Source organism: Staphylococcus sp. AC872 (genome assembly GCF_979255425.1).
This window is the reverse complement of record NZ_CEEDKW010000002.1, coordinates 114,778-134,391: the sequence shown is the minus strand read 5'-3', so window position 1 is coordinate 134,391 and position 19,614 is coordinate 114,778. Positions and strand designations below refer to the sequence as shown.

General features: G+C 33.8%; 19 protein-coding genes and 1 riboswitch. Of the genes, 12 read left to right on the top strand and 7 right to left on the bottom strand.

Annotated elements, in window-relative coordinates:
- Window positions 1-59 precede the first annotated feature (59 nt).
- From pstA to cvfB, 4 genes are all read right to left on the bottom strand, one after another.
- Window positions 60-989: a phosphate ABC transporter permease PstA gene (gene pstA / locus ACZ267_RS03560; RefSeq protein ID WP_002466845.1), complete on the bottom strand. Its 930-nt coding sequence runs from the start codon at window positions 987-989 to the stop codon at window positions 60-62.
- Window position 990: 1 nt separating this feature from the next.
- Complete coding sequence (gene pstC / locus ACZ267_RS03555; RefSeq protein WP_002451350.1) at window positions 991-1,917, bottom strand: phosphate ABC transporter permease subunit PstC; 927 nt, start codon at window positions 1,915-1,917, stop codon at window positions 991-993.
- A 186-nt stretch (window positions 1,918-2,103) separates the two neighbouring features.
- On the bottom strand, window positions 2,104-3,084 hold the full coding sequence (locus tag ACZ267_RS03550; RefSeq protein WP_002466849.1) for a PstS family phosphate ABC transporter substrate-binding protein: 981 nt from the start codon (window positions 3,082-3,084) through the stop codon (window positions 2,104-2,106).
- A 340-nt stretch (window positions 3,085-3,424) separates the two neighbouring features.
- On the bottom strand, window positions 3,425-4,333 hold the full coding sequence (gene cvfB / locus ACZ267_RS03545; RefSeq protein WP_002466837.1) for an RNA-binding virulence regulatory protein CvfB: 909 nt from the start codon (window positions 4,331-4,333) through the stop codon (window positions 3,425-3,427).
- 145 nt (window positions 4,334-4,478) lie between these two features.
- On the opposite strand from cvfB, the gene ACZ267_RS03540 reads away from it, so the two are divergent.
- The 9 genes from ACZ267_RS03540 (at window position 4,479) to lysA (ending at window position 14,884) form a co-directional block, all read left to right on the top strand.
- Complete coding sequence (locus ACZ267_RS03540; protein WP_079449009.1) at window positions 4,479-6,080, top strand: ABC-F family ATP-binding cassette domain-containing protein; 1,602 nt, start codon at window positions 4,479-4,481, stop codon at window positions 6,078-6,080.
- A gap of 259 nt (window positions 6,081-6,339) precedes the next feature.
- Window positions 6,340-6,516, top strand: a riboswitch (Lysine riboswitch).
- 81 nt (window positions 6,517-6,597) lie between these two features.
- Window positions 6,598-7,803, top strand: a complete 1,206-nt coding sequence (locus tag ACZ267_RS03535) for an aspartate kinase (RefSeq protein WP_026088910.1) — start codon at window positions 6,598-6,600, stop codon at window positions 7,801-7,803.
- A gap of 58 nt (window positions 7,804-7,861) precedes the next feature.
- Window positions 7,862-8,851 carry an aspartate-semialdehyde dehydrogenase gene (locus ACZ267_RS03530; protein WP_002466842.1) on the top strand — a complete coding sequence of 330 codons (990 nt, stop codon included), beginning with the start codon at window positions 7,862-7,864 and terminating at the stop codon, window positions 8,849-8,851.
- Between the two features lies 1 nt (window position 8,852).
- Window positions 8,853-9,737 (top strand): 4-hydroxy-tetrahydrodipicolinate synthase, encoded by an 885-nt coding sequence (dapA, locus tag ACZ267_RS03525; RefSeq protein ID WP_002466856.1) that lies wholly within the window; start codon window positions 8,853-8,855, stop codon window positions 9,735-9,737.
- On the top strand, window positions 9,737-10,459 hold the full coding sequence (gene dapB / locus ACZ267_RS03520; protein WP_019235902.1) for a 4-hydroxy-tetrahydrodipicolinate reductase: 723 nt from the start codon (window positions 9,737-9,739) through the stop codon (window positions 10,457-10,459). Before dapA ends, dapB begins: the two co-directional genes overlap by 1 nt.
- 23 nt (window positions 10,460-10,482) lie before the next feature.
- A complete protein-coding gene (gene dapD / locus ACZ267_RS03515) occupies window positions 10,483-11,202 on the top strand; it encodes a 2,3,4,5-tetrahydropyridine-2,6-dicarboxylate N-acetyltransferase (protein WP_002466841.1) in 720 nt (239 codons plus the stop codon).
- Between the two features lie 182 nt (window positions 11,203-11,384).
- Complete coding sequence (locus tag ACZ267_RS03510; protein ID WP_019235903.1) at window positions 11,385-12,536, top strand: amidohydrolase; 1,152 nt, start codon at window positions 11,385-11,387, stop codon at window positions 12,534-12,536.
- Between the two features lie 3 nt (window positions 12,537-12,539).
- Window positions 12,540-13,616, top strand: coding sequence for an alanine racemase (locus ACZ267_RS03505; RefSeq protein ID WP_002466840.1), 1,077 nt, complete (start codon window positions 12,540-12,542; stop codon window positions 13,614-13,616).
- 2 nt (window positions 13,617-13,618) lie between these two features.
- Entirely contained in the window at window positions 13,619-14,884 is a 1,266-nt protein-coding gene (gene lysA, locus ACZ267_RS03500; protein WP_015365009.1) for a diaminopimelate decarboxylase, read from the top strand.
- Between the two features lie 285 nt (window positions 14,885-15,169).
- Here lysA and cspA read toward each other — a convergent pair whose 3' ends face one another.
- Window positions 15,170-15,370 carry a cold shock protein CspA gene (gene cspA / locus ACZ267_RS03495; RefSeq protein ID WP_002433901.1) on the bottom strand — a complete coding sequence of 67 codons (201 nt, stop codon included), beginning with the start codon at window positions 15,368-15,370 and terminating at the stop codon, window positions 15,170-15,172.
- A 186-nt stretch (window positions 15,371-15,556) separates the two neighbouring features.
- On the bottom strand, window positions 15,557-15,865 hold the full coding sequence (gene msaA / locus ACZ267_RS03490) for a regulatory protein MsaA (protein WP_002466858.1): 309 nt from the start codon (window positions 15,863-15,865) through the stop codon (window positions 15,557-15,559).
- Between the two features lie 157 nt (window positions 15,866-16,022).
- Between msaA and ACZ267_RS03485 the strand changes: the two genes are divergently transcribed.
- The 3 genes from ACZ267_RS03485 to ACZ267_RS03475 are packed head-to-tail and all read left to right on the top strand — an operon-like array spanning window position 16,023 to window position 18,104.
- A complete protein-coding gene (locus tag ACZ267_RS03485) occupies window positions 16,023-16,292 on the top strand; it encodes an acylphosphatase (RefSeq protein ID WP_002466833.1) in 270 nt (89 codons plus the stop codon).
- A 27-nt stretch (window positions 16,293-16,319) separates the two neighbouring features.
- Window positions 16,320-16,946, top strand: a complete 627-nt coding sequence (locus ACZ267_RS03480) for a 5-bromo-4-chloroindolyl phosphate hydrolysis family protein (RefSeq protein ID WP_015365008.1) — start codon at window positions 16,320-16,322, stop codon at window positions 16,944-16,946.
- 15 nt (window positions 16,947-16,961) lie between these two features.
- Window positions 16,962-18,104, top strand: a complete 1,143-nt coding sequence (locus ACZ267_RS03475; protein ID WP_002466832.1) for a toxic anion resistance protein — start codon at window positions 16,962-16,964, stop codon at window positions 18,102-18,104.
- A 40-nt stretch (window positions 18,105-18,144) separates the two neighbouring features.
- On the opposite strand, the gene brnQ3 is transcribed toward ACZ267_RS03475, so the two are convergent.
- The gene (brnQ3, locus tag ACZ267_RS03470; protein ID WP_015365006.1) at window positions 18,145-19,488 is read right to left on the bottom strand and encodes a branched-chain amino acid-like transporter carrier protein BrnQ3; all 1,344 of its coding nucleotides are present in this window, start codon (window positions 19,486-19,488) and stop codon (window positions 18,145-18,147) included.
- Window positions 19,489-19,614: the final 126 nt, after the last annotated feature.

Here is a 19,614-nt window from a genome sequence, read left to right as displayed (position 1 = left end):
AAGTTGATTTAATGTCTACTTAATCGTAAATAACGTTTCCCTGTTTTTAAGACGTCAGCTTAAAATTTCTTACTGAATTTGTTACGGAAGAATATAGCTAGTCCATTCATTAATAATAAGATTACTAATAATACGATAATGCCTGCTGATGCGACATTTTGGAATTCTTCTTGAGGCATTTTTGCCCAGTTATATATTTGAATTGGTAATGCTTGGAATTGATCCATAATTCCGCTTGGTAAACGTAATAGAATCGTAGGAATACCAATTAAGATTAATGGTGCTGTTTCACCTAATGCACGAGATAGCGCTAAGATGAATCCTGTTAAAATACCTGGTAAAGCTGCAGGTAAAACGACTTTATAAATCGTTTGCCATTTGTTAGCACCTAAGCCATAAGATGCTTCTCTTACAGATTTAGGTACAGCACGAATCGCTTCTTGTGCCGCCACGATAATTACCGGTAAGATTAATAAAGACATCGTTAATGCGCCGGCAAGGATAGATTTACCAAGTGATAAAGATTCAACGCCCATACCACGAACGAACAATGTAAGTCCTAATAAACCGAATACGACTGAAGGTACACCTGCTAAGTTTGAAATACAAACCTTAACAAAGTTCGTGAATGGATTTTTACGTGCATACTCTTCAAGATAAATCGCTGTGCCCACACCTAATACGATTGAAATTGGAATAATAGTAATCATTAACCATAATGTACCGACTAATGCACCTTTAACCCCTGCCATTGATGGTGTAGAAGATGAAAAGTTAGTGAAGAATGATGGTGTTAAATGTCCAGCACCTTTGATCAATGTATCAATTAATAGTGCTGCTAATACGATTAAACCGATTAATGTACAGGCTAAAAATATACCTTTGAACACTTTATTTTTAGTCATACGAGTTGAAATATTTTTATCGACTTGCTTTTGATCGATTAATGTTTTGTTATTACCATTTGCTGTATTAGTAGTTGTCGCCATTTTAATACTCCTCTCTGAAACGTTTAGAAATCCATTGTGATAGTAAGTTCATAGCTAATGTGAAAATGAATAGCGTGAAACCTACTGCATAGATACTGTAATAAACGTCTGATCCGAAAGTAGCATCGCCCGTAGCAACCTGAACGATATAACCAGTCATTGTTTGAATAGAACCAGTTAAGTTAAGTGAAGCTGTAGGTGTACTACCTGCTGCAAGAGATACAATCATTGTTTCACCGATAGCTCTCGAAACAGCTAATACGATTGAAGCTAAAATACCTGAAGCCGCTGCTGGTAACACAACTTTAATTGCAACTTCTAATTTAGTAGCACCTAATCCTAATGCACCTTCACGAATCTTATTCGGTACGGATGCCATTGCGTCTTCACTCATACTTGTAATAAGTGGAATAATCATAACACCTACGACTAATCCAGGACTGATTGAGTTGAAACTACCTAATTGTGGAAATACTGATCTTAAAATTGGTGTGACAAAAGTTAAGGCAAAGAAACCAAATACGATAGTAGGAATACCTGCTAAAATTTCTAAAATTGGTTTGATAATACGTCTAACTTTGTCAGTAGCATATTCACTTAAGTAAATAGCAGCACCTAAACCGATTGGCACGGCGAATAATGCAGCAATGATTGTGATTTTTAAAGTCCCTATGATTAATGCCCAAATACCATAAGATGGTTTAGCAGAGAATGGGTTCCAATCTGTAGAGAATAAAAATTCTGTAATTGGTACACGTGTGAAGAACGTAATTGTTTCTGTAAGTAAAGTAAATAAAATCCCTAATGTAACTAAAATTGAAATCGCTGCAATGATAGCCAAAATAATAGGTACGATTTTATCGCTTGTACCACCCTTTTTGGCATTGTTCTTAGCAATCATTTCTCTAATATTTGTTTTTGAAGCCATTTAAAAACCTCTCTCTTCTTAAATCTCCCAATTATAAAAAAAGAGTGGGAATATTTCAGGCTATAGATGAGCTAGACTCATGATTTGTAATATGACTTATAACCTGAAAAGAAAATCAGACAAAGTGGTTATTGAATTAACCACTTTGCATTGATTTTCGTTAGTATTCCCAAACTCTATTATTAATTATTTATCTTCTTTTTTATCAGATTTTTTATCAGAGTCTTTGCTGTTTTTCTTAATGTATTTTTTCAAATCTTTAAGTTCTTCTTTATAGTCTTTCTTAGGAAGTGCTACATACCCAGCATCCTCTGCTGATTTACCTTTATCTTCAAGTGTAAATTTCATGAATTCTTGGAATGCTTTATTTTCTTTTAATGATTTCTCTTTAGCGTAGATGAATAATGGTCTACTTAATGCATAAGAGTTATCTTGAATTGTTTTCTTAGTTGGTTCTGTGTCTTTACCTTTATCGTCTTTGATTTTAACTTCTTTTAACTTATCTTTATTTTGTTGATAGAAGTTATAACCGAAGTAACCGATACCTTCTTTATTCTTTTCAACTGATTGAACGATTACGTTTGTATCAGCATTTTTCTCAGCTTTGATATCACCTTTGTCCATTACTTCTTCAGTAAAGAAGTCGAATGTACCATGTGATTGGTCAGGTGAGAAAGCTTTGATTTTCTTATCTGGCCATTTAGAGTTAACATCTTTCCAAGTTTTAGCTTTGCCAGAGTAAATTTCTTTAAGTTGGTCTTTAGATAATGATTTAACAAAGTCGTTATCTTTGTTTACTGTAACTGTTACACCATCTTGTGCAATTTTGTATTCTTTGTATTTAATGCCTTTATCTTCTAATTTTTTCTTTTCTTCATCTTTAATTGGTCTTGAAGCATTTGAGAAATCTGTTTCACCAGAAATGAATTTCTCGAATCCGCCACCAGTTCCTGAAGTACCAGATGATACTGTAGCGTTAGGATAATCTTTAGCGAATTTTTCGTTTAATTTTTCAATGATTGGACCGACTGTTGATGACCCGTCACCTTTTACTTTTCCACTTACATCTTTACCTTCGCCTGAACCGCCGTTGTTACCGCCACCACAAGCGCCTAAAAGTACTGAAGCTCCTAATACAGTCGTACCGACTAATTGCCACTTTTTCATTGAAACATCCTCCTAATATAAATAACCCAAATGTTATATGTATTTCTTACAGTTCTAATACTAAAGGTTTATTGTTAATTAATAATAGAGCTAATGTAAATGTTTTGTTAAGAATGATAATTGAATTGTAAATGTGCTTCGAACATTGATATAGCAAGGTTTTTAAAGTATGGAATTTTGGAGATTAATGTAAATTTTCAGTTGTTAAAATGAATACATATAAGAATTATGGTTTTGGGGACATAAAGTATTACAAAAATAGCGCTTATTGAAATATTTCATTCAATAAGCGCTATGGTGATATGATTCGACTATACTAATAGAAGAAATGCGTTTTGTATTAAGAATTTTGTTGTTCTTCCATACGAGACCAACCTTTTTTCGTTAAGCTAATTTTACCCGTTTCGATATTAATTATCTTTTGTTTATATAGATGACCAATGGCACGTTTAAATGAACCTTTACTCATATTAAATACTTCTTTAATAGCTTCGGGACTTGATTTATCCCAAAAAGGTAATTCGCCATCATATTCCACAAGTAAATCAAATATGACTTGACCATCATCGTCTAACCTTTCATGAGCTAAAGGTAAAAATGAACCATTAAGTTCACCGCGCTCATTATGACCAATGATACGAACGGTTACTAATTCACCTAATCTTGGCTCTGCTTTACGTTCAGATTCATGAACAAAAATTTTATAACCTTCTGTACTTAATAAGAAACTACCCACTCTTAATACACGATATGGTCTAGCTTCTAACATTTCATTTTGTTTACTATCATCGTTAATTGGTGTGTACATGTTATCAACGATACCTTCACTTGCTAATCGTGCGAACATTTGGTTCTGACTATCAATTCTTAATGTAACAAGTAATTGATCTCCTGCTTCTGGCCATAGTGTTTTAACCTTTGGTAGATCTTCCCATGGTATTAATACTTCTCTTGGAAGACCAACATCGACACGTGCACCATCTCGATCGACTTTAAGTACCTTTGCAAAGTCATATTTGTCTTTTGTAATATCAGGCATATTTTGTGTCGCAAATAATTCGCCTGATCGATTTGGATAAATGAAGAAACTGTATTCTTCACCTTTTTGTAATTCATCTTCTTCATTTACTTCGGATTGATTGAGTTTAACTTGTTCTCCATTGGGTCCTTTTAACATGTATGTTGATCCTTGTAAGCCAGTTACTTCAAGAAATTCTATAGAACCTACGATATCTTTTTCTAGTGCCATTATATTCTCCTTCGAGTCTTTTATTCTTTTATAGTATAACATGAGTCTTGTAATCTATCATTACAAGTTATAGGTGGTCGAAACTATCGTTATAATATGATATAATTCTTCCGTTAGAATAACGATATAAAAAAGGAGCAAATGCATGTTACAAGTAACTGATGTAAGTTTACGTTTTGGTGATCGTAAGCTATTTGAAGATGTAAATATTAAATTTACTGAGGGTAATTGCTATGGATTAATTGGTGCAAATGGTGCAGGTAAATCTACTTTCTTAAAAATTTTATCTGGTGAGTTGGATTCACAAACGGGTCATGTGTCATTAGGTAAAGATGAAAGATTAGCGATTTTAAAACAGGATCACTTCGCATATGAAGATGAACGTGTTCTAGATGTCGTGATCAAAGGTCATGAACGTTTATATGAAGTAATGAAAGAAAAAGATGAAATCTACATGAAACCAGACTTTAGTGATGAAGATGGTATTCGTGCTGCTGAACTTGAAGGCGAATTTGCTGAAATGAATGGATGGAATGCTGAAGCAGATGCAGCTAACCTACTTTCAGGATTAGGTATCGATGCATCATTACAAGACAAGAAAATGTCTGAACTTGAAAATAACCAAAAAGTAAAAGTATTGTTAGCACAAAGTTTATTTGGCGATCCAGACGTACTATTACTAGATGAGCCTACCAATGGTTTGGATATTCCAGCTATTAGTTGGTTAGAAGACTTTTTAATTAACTTTGAAAATACAGTTATTGTAGTATCCCATGACCGTCACTTCTTAAATAATGTGTGTACGCATATTGCTGACTTAGACTTCGGTAAAATTAAAGTTTACGTTGGTAACTATGATTTCTGGTATCAATCAAGTCAATTAGCTCAAAAAATGGCTCAAGAACAAAACAAGAAAAAAGAAGAAAAAATTAAAGAATTACAAGATTTCGTTGCTCGTTTCTCAGCGAATGCTTCTAAATCTAAACAGGCAACAAGTCGTAAGAAACAATTAGAAAAAATTGAATTAGATGATATCCAACCTTCATCCAGACGTTATCCATATGTAAAATTCACACCTGAAAGAGAAATTGGTAATGATTTATTAACTGTACAAAACCTTTCTAAAACTATTGATGGCGAAAAAGTATTAGATAACATTTCATTTACAATGAATCCTAATGATAAAGCCATTTTAATTGGTGATAGTGAGATTGCAAAAACAACATTACTTAAAATCTTAGCTGGTGAAATGGAACCAGATGAAGGATCTTATAAATGGGGTGTAACAACTTCATTAAGTTACTTCCCTAAAGATAATTCTGAATTCTTTGATGGTGTGGATATGAATCTTGTGGACTGGTTACGTCAATGTGCGCCAGAAGATGAGCAAACTGAAACATTCTTACGCGGCTTCTTAGGACGTATGTTGTTTAGTGGCGAAGAAGTTAAGAAAAAAGCAAGCGTGTTATCAGGTGGCGAAAAAGTTCGCTGTATGTTAAGTAAAATGATGCTATCAAGTGCTAACGTGTTACTACTAGATGAGCCAACCAACCACTTAGACTTAGAAAGTATCACCGCAGTCAATGATGGTTTGAAATCATTTAAAGGTTCATTGATCTTTACATCATATGACTTTGAATTTATCAATACAATTGCTAACCGTGTGATTGATTTAAATCAATCTGGTGCTGTTTCTAAAGAAATTCCATATGAAGAATACTTAAAAGAAACAGGAGTATTAAAATAGATGACTTCGATTGAGCGTATGAATACATTTTGATGATGTATTTATACGCTTTTTATATACAGATATAATGAACGTTCCCCTACTACATTAGTTATTTATATTAATGACTACACTCGTCTTACCATCCGAGTGCACGAGAGATACTAACCATTAAAATGCTAAGTATCACTTTGAAATTTTCTGTTTATTTCAAAAAATCGCAATTATCGGTTTACAGTCACATGTGGTATATGTATAATAAAAACATATCAATTGAATAAGATTTTGATGAGGCGCATTAAACATGAGTAAATATTAGGCAACTGTCTGCTAACAGCTAATATTGAAAGGGGGCAATGCCGAAACGAATGATAATAGCAGGTATCATTTGTTGGACTTTTTGGTTAAGAGCTAAGAGTTTGTCATTATTTCATAATAATGGAGTGCATCACTTGTACATAAATGTAGAACAAGTCGCATTCCAGACTTGTTCTTTTTTATTGAATGGATGTGTCTCCCTACTAACTGAGGAGGACAAATATTGAATAGAAGTGTTTTGAAATTTGGCGGTTCTTCCGTCAGTGATTTTACTAAAATTAAAAATATAGCAGGTATGCTAAAAAATCGTGTTGAACAAGGTGAACAACTCATTGTGGTAGTTAGTGCAATGGGCAAAACCACGGATCAATTAATGGAGAATGTGTCCACTTTAACATCAACACCAAAAGAGCAAGAACTCGCCCTACTGTTAACTACAGGTGAGCAACAAACCGTTTCATATTTATCAATGGTACTTAATGATATTGGTATTAGCGCTAAAGCAATGACAGGATATCAAGCAGGTATCAAAACCATTGGTCATCATTTAAAAAGTAAAATTGCTGAAATTGACCCATCAACCTTTGAAACAGCTTTTGATACCCACGATGTACTTGTTATAGCTGGATTCCAAGGCATCAATGAGGATCATGAATTAACCACACTAGGACGTGGTGGTTCAGATACAACAGCAGTAGCTTTAGCGACGAGTAATCAGATTCCTTGTGAAATCTACACAGATGTTGATGGTGTATATGCTACAGACCCAAGAGTACTGAGTTATGCCAAACGTTTAGAGTATGTATCATATGAGGAAATGATGGAAATGAGCGCATTAGGTGCTGGCGTACTTGAGACACGTAGCGTAGAGTTGGCTAAAAATTATGATATACCATTATATTTAGGAAGAACGTTATCAAATGTGAAAGGAACATGGATTATGTCTAGAAGTGATTTATTAGAGAAAAAAGCAGTTACTGGGGTTGCATTAGATCAACACATGATGCATGTAACGATCACCTATCCCCTACCAGATAATCAATTATTAACACAACTATTCACAGAGCTAGAAATGGGTTCAGTTAATGTGGATATGATTTCACAAATTGTCAACCACGAAGGACTACAACTATCCTTCAGTATTAAAGATACAGATGCACATCAAATCTCAGCTATTTTAGAACAATTAGCCGTTGATTTTGAAGCTTTGGATTATAAAATTAATGAAGCATATGTCAAAATTTCATTAATCGGATCCGGTATGAGAGATATGTCAGGCGTAGCATCTAAGGCATTTATTACTTTAATCAATGCGAAGATACCTTTTTACCAAACAACCACTTCTGAAATCAGTATTTCTTATGTCATTGATGCTGAAAATGGTGAAAAAGCCGTCGAAGAATTGTACGGTGCATTTGATATATAATTGATTTTAACTTAATTTTTCACAATATTAATAATATTTAAAACGGAGTGACTTAGACATGACAAAATTAGCAGTAGTTGGTGCAACAGGATTAGTTGGAACAAAAATGTTAGAAACTTTAGACCGTAAAGAAATCCCTTTCAATGAATTGGTTCTATTTTCTTCAGCTCGTTCAGCTGGTCAAAAGATCGAATTTAAAGGGAAAACATATACAGTACAAGAACTAACAGATGAAGCAGCAAGTGAACACTTTGATTATGTACTTATGAGTGCTGGTGGCGGTACAAGTGAACATTTCGCCCCACTATTTGAACAAGCGGGCGCTATTGTCATTGATAATTCTAGTCAATGGCGTATGACTGAAGATGTTGATTTAGTTGTACCTGAAGTAAACGAACCACACTTTACAAGAGGAATCATTGCTAATCCAAATTGTTCTACAATTCAGTCTGTCGTACCATTAAAAGTATTACAAGATGCTTTTGGTTTATCAAGAGTAGCTTATACGACATATCAAGCGGTTTCAGGATCTGGTGTTAAGGGTAAGAGAGATTTATCTGAAGGTGCAAATGGTAAAGCACCTGAAGCCTACCCTCATCCAATTTATAATAACGTATTACCACATATTGATGTATTCCTTGAAAATGGTTATACAAAAGAAGAACAAAAAATGATAGATGAAACGCGTAAAATTTTAAATGATAAAGATTTAAAAGTGACTGCAACTTGTGTACGTGTACCAGTTCAAGATAGTCATAGTGTTGAAATGGATGTTACTTTAAATCAAGATACGACTGTTGAGGCAATTCAAGAATTATTTGATAAGGATGATCGTGTTGTTCTTGTTGATAATCCAGCTAAAAATGAATATCCTTTAGCAATTCACTCAACAGGTAAAGACGATGTGTTTGTTGGTCGTATTCGCCGTGATGACACTTTAGATAATACATTCCACGTATGGTGTACATCAGATAACCTACTTAAAGGTGCAGCATTGAATGCCGTTCAAGTTTTAGAACAAGTTTTAAAATTGAAAGGAGTTCTTTAATATGACACACATGTTTGAAGGTGTAGGCGTAGCATTAACAACGCCATTTGTAAATAATGAAGTAGATTATGATGCATTAAGACGACACGTTACATTCTTATTAGAAAATAATGCACAAGCGATTATTGTAAATGGAACTACAGCTGAAAGCCCTACGCTAAACGATGAAGAGAAAGAACATGTTTTAGAAACAGTTGTTAATTTAGTTAACAAACAGGTACCTGTGATTGCAGGTACAGGTACAAACAATACTGAAAAATCTATTCAAGCGTCTGTACGCGCACGTCAACTTGGTGCAGATGCAGTGATGCTTATCACACCTTATTACAATAAAACAAATCAACGTGGTTTAGTTCAACACTTCGAAACAATTGCGAATGCAGTTGAATTACCTGTGGTCTTATATAATGTACCTTCACGTACGAATATGACGATTGAACCAGAAACAGTTGAAACGTTAAGTCAAAATAAATACATTGTAGCGCTTAAAGATGCGACAAATGATTTTGATTATTTTGAAGAGGTTAAAAAACGTGTAAATCAAGATGAATTTGCCATTTATAGTGGTAATGACGATAATGTTGTTGATTTTTATAAACGTGGTGGCAATGGCGTGATTTCAGTAATTGCTAACGTCATTCCAAAAGAATTTCAACACTTATATGATGCTAAACAAGATGGGGACACAATGGCAAAAGCATTTGAACCGATTGGCCGTTTATTAGACGCGTTATCAGTTGATGTTAATCCTATTCCAATTAAAACATTAACTGCTTATGAAGGATTTGGAAGCTATGAATTACGTTTACCTCTTGTACCACTTGAGGAAAATGATCGTCAAACATTAGAGCAAGCTTACGAAACATTTAAAGCAGGTGAAAAATAATGAAAATCTTATTAATTGGCTATGGCGCTATGAACCAGCGTGTTGCAAGATTAGCTGAAGAAAAAGGCCATGAAATTGTCGGTGTTATTGAACCGACTCATAGTGAGTCAACACCCTACCAACAATATCATCATATAGCCGATGCTAAAGAAGCAGATGTAGCAATTGATTTTTCTAATCCTAATTTATTATTACCCCTATTAGATGAATCATTTGAATTGCCATTAGTCGTTGCGACTACTGGTGAAAAAGAGAAAATCACTCAAAAATTAGAATCATTAGGTAAAAAGATGCCAGTATTTTTCAGTGCGAATATGAGTTATGGTGTACATGCGCTTACTAAGATTTTAGAAGCGGCAGTTCCCCTACTACAAGATTTTGATATTGAACTGACAGAAGCACATCATAATAAGAAAGTGGATGCACCTAGTGGTACATTAGTGAAGTTATATGATGTTATAGAAGGTTTACGTGATAAAACAACGCCAGTTTATGATCGTCATGATAAAACTGAGAAGCGTTCACCTGATGAAATTGGTATTCATACCGTTCGTGGTGGTACGATTGTTGGTGAACATGATGTATTATTTGCTGGCACAGATGAAACAATTACGATTTCACATAAAGCACAATCTAAAGATATCTTCGCGAATGGTGCAATTGGTGCAGCTGAAAAGTTAATCAACAAGGAAAACGGTTTTTATACGTTTGATAATTTATAAAATATAACTAAAGGAGCAAAATTATGGTACAACATTTATCAGCACAAGAAATTATTCAATATATTAGTGATGCAAAAAAATCAACACCTTTAAAAGTTTATGTCAATGGTACATTTGATGGGGTCAACTTCCCTGAATCATTCAAAGTGTTTGGATCAGAACATTCTAAAGTTATCTTTTGTGAAGCAGATGACTGGAAACCATTTTATGAGACATATCAAAATAAATTTGAAGATGTAGAAATTGAAATGGACCGACGCAACTCAGCAATTCCTTTAAAAGATTTAACAAATACGAATGCACGTATCGAACCAGGTGCTTTCATTCGTGAACAAGCTATCATCGAAGATGGCGCAGTTGTAATGATGGGTGCAACAATTAATATTGGCGCAGTTGTTGGCGAAGGAACGATGGTAGATATGAATGCGACTTTAGGCGGTCGTGCTACGACTGGTAAAAATGTACATGTTGGTGCTGGATCAGTATTAGCTGGTGTCATCGAGCCACCTAGTGCGTCACCTGTTGTCATTGAAGATAATGTGTTAATTGGCGCCAATGCAGTTATTTTAGAAGGTGTTCGAGTTGGCGAAGGTGCAATTGTGGCAGCTGGCGCTATTGTGACACAAGATGTACCTGCAGGCGCAGTTGTTGCTGGAACACCTGCTAAAGTGATCAAACAAACATATGAAGTAGAAGATTCTAAACGTGAAATTGTATCAGCATTACGCAAATTAAATGATTAATTTATAATAATTACAAGTCAGTTGAAACAAAGGAGTGGCCTATGTTTTGAACTTGAACGTGAGTATGCTTAACGCTCTAACGTTCAAATGATTACATCGCCCCTCCTCATTGTTTCGACTTTTTATTATCATGATACTTAAAAGTATATTTTGGGATTATTACAATGAAAGGAATGATAATGATGAATGAATTAGAATTTGTAACAACACACCGTCGACATTTACATCAACATCCTGAATTAAGTTTACATGAATATGAAACTACACAGTACATCACGGATTTCTTAACAGAATTAGATGTTCCATTTGAACGTCCATTGGAAACAGGTGCAATTGCATATCTTGAAGGTAATAGTCAGCATACTATCGCTTATAGAGCAGATATAGATGCATTACCTATTTTTGAAGAAAATGATGTAGATTTTCGTAGTCAAAATGATAACGTGATGCATGCATGTGGTCATGATGGTCATACGACGGCATTGATGCTATTTGTAAAACGATGTAAAGCAATGGCAGATAAAGGTACGCTTCCTCACAATATTGTATTTATATTTCAACCTGCAGAAGAAACAGGTGGTGGCGCGCATCGTCTTATAAAAGCCAAAGCTTTTGAAAATTACCCTATTGAAGCTGTATTTGGAATTCACGTTAATCCTTTTTCTGACGAAGGCACAGTTGTCATTAGAGACGAAGAAATTACTGCAAGTGCGACAGAGTACCGATTCTATTTAACAGGACTATCTAGTCATGTTGCTGATAAAGAACAAGGTCATTCATGTGGAGAAGCATTACAACATGTCTTAACACAAGTGGGACAAATACAACAATTTCATTTGAATGGATTAAAACGAAATATTGTACATATGGGTCATTTTGAAGCTGGTGAAGCTATCAATACAGTACCAAGTAATGGCTATTTAGAAGGAACAATCCGTACATATGACGTCGATGATTTAACTATTGTAAAAAATCAAATGCAAAAAATTGCTGAAAGTGTCTCTTTGTTATTTAATGTGACATGTGAAGTGAAATTTGAGGAAGGCTATCCACCTACAATGAATAGTCCGAAATTACGTGAACCTGTTGAACAAGCACTTAACAATGCTAATCTAGAAGTCATCGACAAACCTACACCTTTCTTATTCGGCGAAGACTTTAGTTTTTATGGTCAATTATTAGCACCTGCTTATTTTGTATTCGTTGGCACTCGAAATAAAGAAAAAGGTTATGTGACAGGATTACATACGTCTCATCTGAATTTTGATGAAAAGGTATTAATAGATGTAGCTAATTATTATGAACAATTATTATTAAATTATAAAGAGGTGTAAGCATTGACAGCAATTTGGTCAGTCGATACAGAAGCATTTTATAGCAATGCTAAGAAAGTGAAAAATCAACAACCCATTATGGCTGTTGTTAAAAATAACGCCTACCACTATGGTTTAGAATTTGCGGTTAAACAATTTTTACGTGCAGGTATCAATACATTTAGTACGACGTCACTTAAAGAAGCAGTTCGAGTGCGTGAATTAGCACCAGACGCAACTGTATTTCTAATGAATGCGGTATATGATTTTGATACGGTTCGTGATTATCATATTCATATGACCTTACCTTCTTTAAATTATTATTATGAGCATAAAGCAGATTTACGAGATATTCATGTACACTTAGAGTTTGAAAATTTACTACATCGTTCTGGTTTTAAAACATTGGAAGAGATTCAACAGGTGTTACAAGATCATCAACAGAATAAAAATTCTGAACGCATGATTATTTCTGGCTTATGGACACATTTTGGTTATGCTGATGAATTTGGTGTGCCTGAATATGATGAAGAACGTTCAGCATGGTTGAATGTTTTACATACATTATTAAATGAAGGGTATCAATTCGACTATATACATTCTCAAAATAGTGCAAGTTATTATCGAGAAGGACAAGTCGTTCTTCCCCACCATACACATGCTAGAGTGGGTATCGCTTTATATGGTTCACGACCCTATAGTGATTTGGATGAATCAACCATCCAACAAGCATTGACTGTAAAGGCTAACGTCATTCAAATTAGAGAAGTTCAAAATGGTGACTATTGTGGCTATAGTTGGGCTTTTGAAACACAACACGATAATACTAAGCTTGCTGTAGTAGATGTTGGTTATGGTGACGGTATATTAAGAACAAGAGCGCAACATGAAGCACTAATTAATGGCAAGCGCTACCCTATTCGAGCATTAATGATGAGCCATATGTTTGTAGAAGTTGATGAACACGTACATGCACAAGATCAAGTTGTATTATATAATGAAAGTATGCGCATTGATGAATATACCTTTAAGGGTGTGGGAGCAAATTCAGAACAACTGAGCGCTATGAATCACGATTCTCTTATAAAGGAGTATAGATAAAGATGACAGTAGAATATAACGAATACGGCGAATTAACAATGGGAGGTACAAGTCTTAAAACAGTTGCACAAAGCTTTGGTACCCCAACCATTGTTTATGATGAAGAACAAATTCGAAATCAAATGCGTCGTTATCATAAAGCATTTCAACAAAGTGGATTAAAATATAATATTTCATATGCCTCTAAAGCATTTACATGTATACAAATGGTTAAATTAGTCCAAGAAGAAGACTTACAACTCGATGTTGTATCTGAAGGAGAATTGTATACTGCATTAGAAGCTGGCTTTGACCCAAGTCGTATACACTTCCATGGTAACAATAAAACGAAGCATGAAATTAGATATGCCTTAGACAATCATATCGGATATTTTGTCATAGATTCTTTAGAAGAAATCGATTTAATCGATCGATATGCTAGTGAAACGGTACAAGTAGTATTAAGAGTTAATCCAGGTGTAGAAGCACATACACATGAATTTATCCAAACTGGACAAGAGGATAGTAAATTTGGATTGTCGATACGTTATGGCTTAGCCAATGAAGCAGTTGATAAAATCAAACAAGCTAAACATCTTAACTTAAAAGGTGTACATATTCATATTGGATCTCAAATTGAAGGTACAGAAGCATTTATTGAAACTGCAAAAATAGTTATGAATTGGTTAAATGATCAACAAATTCAAGTTGATTTACTTAATCTTGGTGGTGGCTTTGGCATTAAATATGTTGAGGGAGATGTTAGCTTCCCTATTGAAAGCGGCATTGCTGAAATCACTGATGCAATCAAAAATGAAGCGAATCAGTTAAATATGGAAACACCTGAAATAGGTATTGAACCAGGTCGTTCTATTGTTGGCGAAGCTGGAATCACATTGTACGAAGTAGGTACGATTAAAGAGATACCGGAAATTAATAAATACGTATCTATCGATGGTGGTATGAGTGATCATATTAGAACAGCACTATATGATGCTAAGTATCAAGCTTTATTAGTAAATCGACACGAAGAAGCGGATGATACAGTAACTATTGCGGGTAAATTATGTGAATCTGGTGATATTATCATTAAGAATGCAAAATTACCAAGTTCTGTACAACGTGGCGACTATTTAGCGATATTATCAACAGGTGCATATCATTATTCTATGGCATCTAATTATAATCAAATGCAAAAACCATCAGTATTCTTTATTAAAGATGGAAAAGCACGTGAAGTGATTAAACGTCAATCATTAAGACAACTCATTATTAATGATACTAAATAATTATAGTTAACTTTAATCGGCATTTCATAAGGCTATAACAATTAGTTTGTTGAAACTAGTTGCTATAGCCTTTTTCTAGATATTGAGAGATATGATGGCTAAATGATTTTCGAGAAGTTAAACATAAAAAACGTTACTTAACACCAGAAAGTGAAAGTAACGTTTTTTATGACGATCAAATAAGTATCCCTTATATTCACAAAGCATATTGAATGAACAACAAAAAAACACCTTACATCTTGGTAAGGTGTTAGTTAATAAAGTCAATTAATTACAATCTATTTATTATAGTTTTACAACGTTCGCAGCTTGTGGTCCGCGGTCGCCTTCAACTACTTCAAATTCAACTGATTGACCTTCTTCTAATGATTTGTAACCATCTTGGTTAATTGCTGAGAAATGTACGAATACGTCGTTTTCTCCTTCAACTTCGATGAAGCCGAATCCTTTTTCAGCGTTAAACCATTTAACTGTACCTTGTTTCATAATCTGAAACCTCCAAGACTAAAATTCATTCAATATGCGTTATTCGCATATTACAAAAAATACATGACCTAATTACTCATAACGATAATAGCAAATATTTTTTGCAATATGGAATAAAACTATTGCTTACTTGATATTATAATTTATATAATGCAAAATTGCAATACAATTATAGGAAATTATCATTTAAACTATTTTTGGAAGATTATAATAAACTTCATTATTTTTTAAAACAATAAAACTATAAAATATTTGCAAATCCTCATCACAATCTTCACAAAAATTCAAATCACAATTATTGTAAAATGCGTACATGTTATATTTTCCCATCACACAGTTATCGTAATAATCGTTGCAATCTTTGATTAATTTACAGTAAGCATCTAACATGTCTTCATATGTAGAAAACTCAGATTGTTTCACAATCTTTTCTGGCCAATCTTCAAACAACCACCAACCTTCATAGTCAGCTCTAATTTTTGCAACCGTCCACATATGTATTCCCTTCTTCTTAAAATTCTATACTGATAATTTTAACTGGTTGTATATCAAAATCAAGTTAGAAGACTCATACTTTTGACTGATAGACGATATAGCAATTATTAGTTTTTTTACGTCTTTATCCTTATAATAGTGATATGAGGTGATAATAATGGAACGTAAACATATACAAGTATTTGGCACAGTACAAGGTGTCGGTTTTAGATTTTACACTCAAAGATTAGGCAATCAACATCACGTTGTAGGTACAGTGCAAAATGTTGAAGACTATGTTGATATATATGCTCAAGGAGAAAAAGAAAATTTAGAAGCATTTATCAATAGCGTTATTGCAGGTGCTTCTCCTGCCTCACATGTAACTAACTATCAAGTAGAAGATTTAGATATAGACGAAACATTAACTGAATTCAAAACAATTTAAATAAATACAAAAAAAGGAAGATGGCAGTTGAGATATAATATTTCAAGAGTTTTGGGGGCGATGGTAGGTATACCGGTAGCGATAATTGCTTGGATGGTTAGTATCTTTGGATTTGATCTGTCATTTATCGTTGACGGGGTCATTGGTTTGGGTGGATTTGTCTTATCGTACTTCCCTACTCAACGTTTGACTTCGCGTAAATATCTAAATGAAATAGGTTTAACTAGAAGAGAATATAGATATGTTAGAAGTCAATTAAACCAAGCACAATCCAAAATACGTTTGATTTTAAAATCATTTATCAATATTCGTTCTATTAAAGATTTCAGACAGGTCAACGATATCTATAGAATCTCTCGCTCGATTTATATGAGTGTGAGACAACGTCCAGGTATGTTTTTTAAAGTAGAAGGATTCTTTTATTCGCATATTGATAATGCCTTGAATTTAGTAGATTCATATACGAGATTAACTAAAATGCCTAGAAAGTCTCCCGAAGAAAAGCAGAAATTAGAACAAACAAGAATTACATTAGATGAAGTAAAACGAACATTAGTAGCGGATTTAAAACAACTGAATGAAGACGATTATGAACGATTAGATGTTGAAATGGAATTAAATAAAATAGAACAACAGCGTCGAAAAAAATTATAAAGATAAGGAGCGTAAATGGACATGGCAAATGAACAAGAACGTACCCCATCACACCCTCTTGATCAATATATCAATCATCAATCTGAGCAACCTAATACGATTGTAGAAGATTTTGAACATCAATTTACTGAAGCTGATCAAAAAAGGATTAATGAGATTAGTGAACAAATTAAGCCACTTGATCACGATGGTCTATTATCTTTTGGTACAAACTTACAACAAAATATGTCGCAGTTTTCACATCAAATGTTGGACGATGTACAGTCAAAAGATATGGGTCCTGTTGGTGATTCATTAAACCAATTGATGAGTAAATTAAAATCTGTGAACCCTAATGACTTAGACCCTAGTAAACAATCTAGACTAAAACGTCTTTTTAGAAGAACGAAATCTTCAATTAATGAGATTTTCTCTAGAATGCAATCAGTGAGTTCACAGATTGATCGAATCACCATTCAATTGGAAAAGCATAAAGGTAACTTAACGAAGGATATAGATTTATTAGATGGCTTGTATGATCAAAATAAGCGATATTTTGATGATGTGACGCTTTATATTGCAGCAGCACAACGAAAAAAGCTAGATATTCAACAACATACTATTCCAGAGTTACAAAAGAAAGCTGAAACATCAGGCAATCAGATGGATATTCAAGCAGTCGCAGATATGGAGCAATTTGTGGATCGCTTAGAAAAAAGAATCTATGATTTACAACTTTCAAGACAAATTGCCATTCAAACTGCACCACAAATACGAATGATTCAAAATGTAAATCAGGCATTAGCTGAAAAAATTCAGAGCTCAATACTAACAAGTATTCCATTATGGAAAAATCAAATGGCTATTGCACTGACATTGATGCGTCAACGGAATGCAGTTTCAGCGCAACGTGCAGTCACTGATACAACGAATGATTTATTAACTCAAAACGCATCGATGTTGAAACAAAATGCGATTGAAACGGCAACTGAGAACGAACGCGGTGTTGTCGATATTGAAACATTGAAACAAACACAAAGTGATATTATTGATACTATTGAACAAACATTACAAATTCAACATGAAGGTCGTCAAAAACGACAAGCTGCAGAAAAAGAATTGTCAGGTCTTGAAAATGATTTGAAACAACATTTATTATCAATGCGAAAAGAACCTTAAAAAGCTTCCCTATTTAATTTTAGGGAAGCTTTTTTAATATCTATTCTTTTTGATAAACGATAGGTTGTTGTTTGATAAAAATACTAATAATATATGCAATAATAGTAGTCATTACAGCAATTGGGAACCATTCTAATGAATAATCTTTAAGCCATAGATGGTCCATAAAGCTCAATTTTAACCATCCTTGTGTATGAATCACACTCAAGATAGATACAATTGCAACTACAATAACAGTGATTTGCTGTGTAATAGGTTTTGTTGGAATGAATCTAGCTATCAAGATGAGTAACACTACTGTGATTGCCACAGGATAGATGACGCTAAGCACAGGTTGCGACATTGTAATGACAGCATTCAGACCTTGATTTGCAATGATAAAACTAATAATAGTAAAGAAAATTACAAATGCTTTATATGAAATTTTAGGTATGATTCTATGGAAATACTCACTTACAGCAACTATTAAACCACATGCTGTTGTTAGACAAGCTAAAGCTACTATAATACCTAATAAATACTTACCGAAAGTTCCGAAACCAGTAGATGCCATTGTCGTTAATAAAAATGTACCTACGTTTTGGTCTTTAGCAGCAAGTGATTTTAACTTTGCATCAGAAATATCAATATGATTTCCGATAAATCCTAACGAAATATAGATAAAGATTAATGCGACAGCTGCGATTAAACCTGCCATTAAGGTTTGCTTAAATATCTTATCAGCATGATTGACACCTGTTGCTTTAATCGCATTCACTACAATCATTGAAAATGCAATCGCAGCAATCGCATCCATTGTTAAGTAACCTTGTGTAAATCCTTGAGAAAAACTACCTATATTACTGTTGAAAAGTTCTGTATTACCATGACTTGATGAATGGTCACTAAAATCAATAAACCCTTTAACAATCATTGCTAAAATAGTGATCAGTAATAGTGGCGTAAGTAAGGAGCCGATACGATCGACCATTTTATTTGGGTTAATGCATAAATATAATACGATAATAAAGTATATAAGTGTAAATATAAATAAAGCCAGATTGCCATTGGTATGCGCTATCGGTGTGACAGTCATTTCAAATGATGTTGATGCTGTACGAGGTATAGCAAATAAAGGTCCAATAGTTAAATAAATCACTATTAAAAATATTATCGAAAAAACTGGTGATATTTTATTAAATGCACCAATATAACCTTGTTTATCAAGTGCACCAACGACAACACCAAGTAATGGCAGTCCAATACCAGTTAGTGCAAATGCGAGAATCGCAGGCCAGAAAAAGTGTCCACTATCTAAACCTAAGTTCGTTGGGAAGATTAAATTACCTGCACCAAAGAACATAGCAAAAAGTGTGAACCCTACAATCCATGTATTCTTGTTCATAATGCTGCTCCTTTGTCCTTAAATATGCAACATTAAACATTCTAGCATAGATATAATTCATAAGTCTATATAATTTCAGAAAATTTAAAAACTTAGTTAATTTAAATTTATCAAATAGACATATTT

Coding starts and splice junctions, on each gene's coding strand:
- pstA (WP_002466845.1), bottom strand. CDS start 989: ATGGCGACAACTACTAATACAGCAAATGGTAATAACAAAACATTAATC.
- pstC (WP_002451350.1), bottom strand. CDS start 1,917: ATGGCTTCAAAAACAAATATTAGAGAAATGATTGCTAAGAACAATGCC.
- ACZ267_RS03550 (WP_002466849.1), bottom strand. CDS start 3,084: ATGAAAAAGTGGCAATTAGTCGGTACGACTGTATTAGGAGCTTCAGTA.
- cvfB (WP_002466837.1), bottom strand. CDS start 4,333: ATGGCACTAGAAAAAGATATCGTAGGTTCTATAGAATTTCTTGAAGTA.
- ACZ267_RS03540 (WP_079449009.1), top strand. CDS start 4,479: ATGTTACAAGTAACTGATGTAAGTTTACGTTTTGGTGATCGTAAGCTA.
- ACZ267_RS03530 (WP_002466842.1), top strand. CDS start 7,862: ATGACAAAATTAGCAGTAGTTGGTGCAACAGGATTAGTTGGAACAAAA.
- dapA (WP_002466856.1), top strand. CDS start 8,853: ATGACACACATGTTTGAAGGTGTAGGCGTAGCATTAACAACGCCATTT.
- dapB (WP_019235902.1), top strand. CDS start 9,737: ATGAAAATCTTATTAATTGGCTATGGCGCTATGAACCAGCGTGTTGCA.
- dapD (WP_002466841.1), top strand. CDS start 10,483: ATGGTACAACATTTATCAGCACAAGAAATTATTCAATATATTAGTGAT.
- ACZ267_RS03510 (WP_019235903.1), top strand. CDS start 11,385: ATGAATGAATTAGAATTTGTAACAACACACCGTCGACATTTACATCAA.
- lysA (WP_015365009.1), top strand. CDS start 13,619: ATGACAGTAGAATATAACGAATACGGCGAATTAACAATGGGAGGTACA.
- cspA (WP_002433901.1), bottom strand. CDS start 15,370: ATGAAACAAGGTACAGTTAAATGGTTTAACGCTGAAAAAGGATTCGGC.
- msaA (WP_002466858.1), bottom strand. CDS start 15,865: ATGTGGACGGTTGCAAAAATTAGAGCTGACTATGAAGGTTGGTGGTTG.
- ACZ267_RS03485 (WP_002466833.1), top strand. CDS start 16,023: ATGGAACGTAAACATATACAAGTATTTGGCACAGTACAAGGTGTCGGT.
- ACZ267_RS03475 (WP_002466832.1), top strand. CDS start 16,962: ATGGACATGGCAAATGAACAAGAACGTACCCCATCACACCCTCTTGAT.
- brnQ3 (WP_015365006.1), bottom strand. CDS start 19,488: ATGAACAAGAATACATGGATTGTAGGGTTCACACTTTTTGCTATGTTC.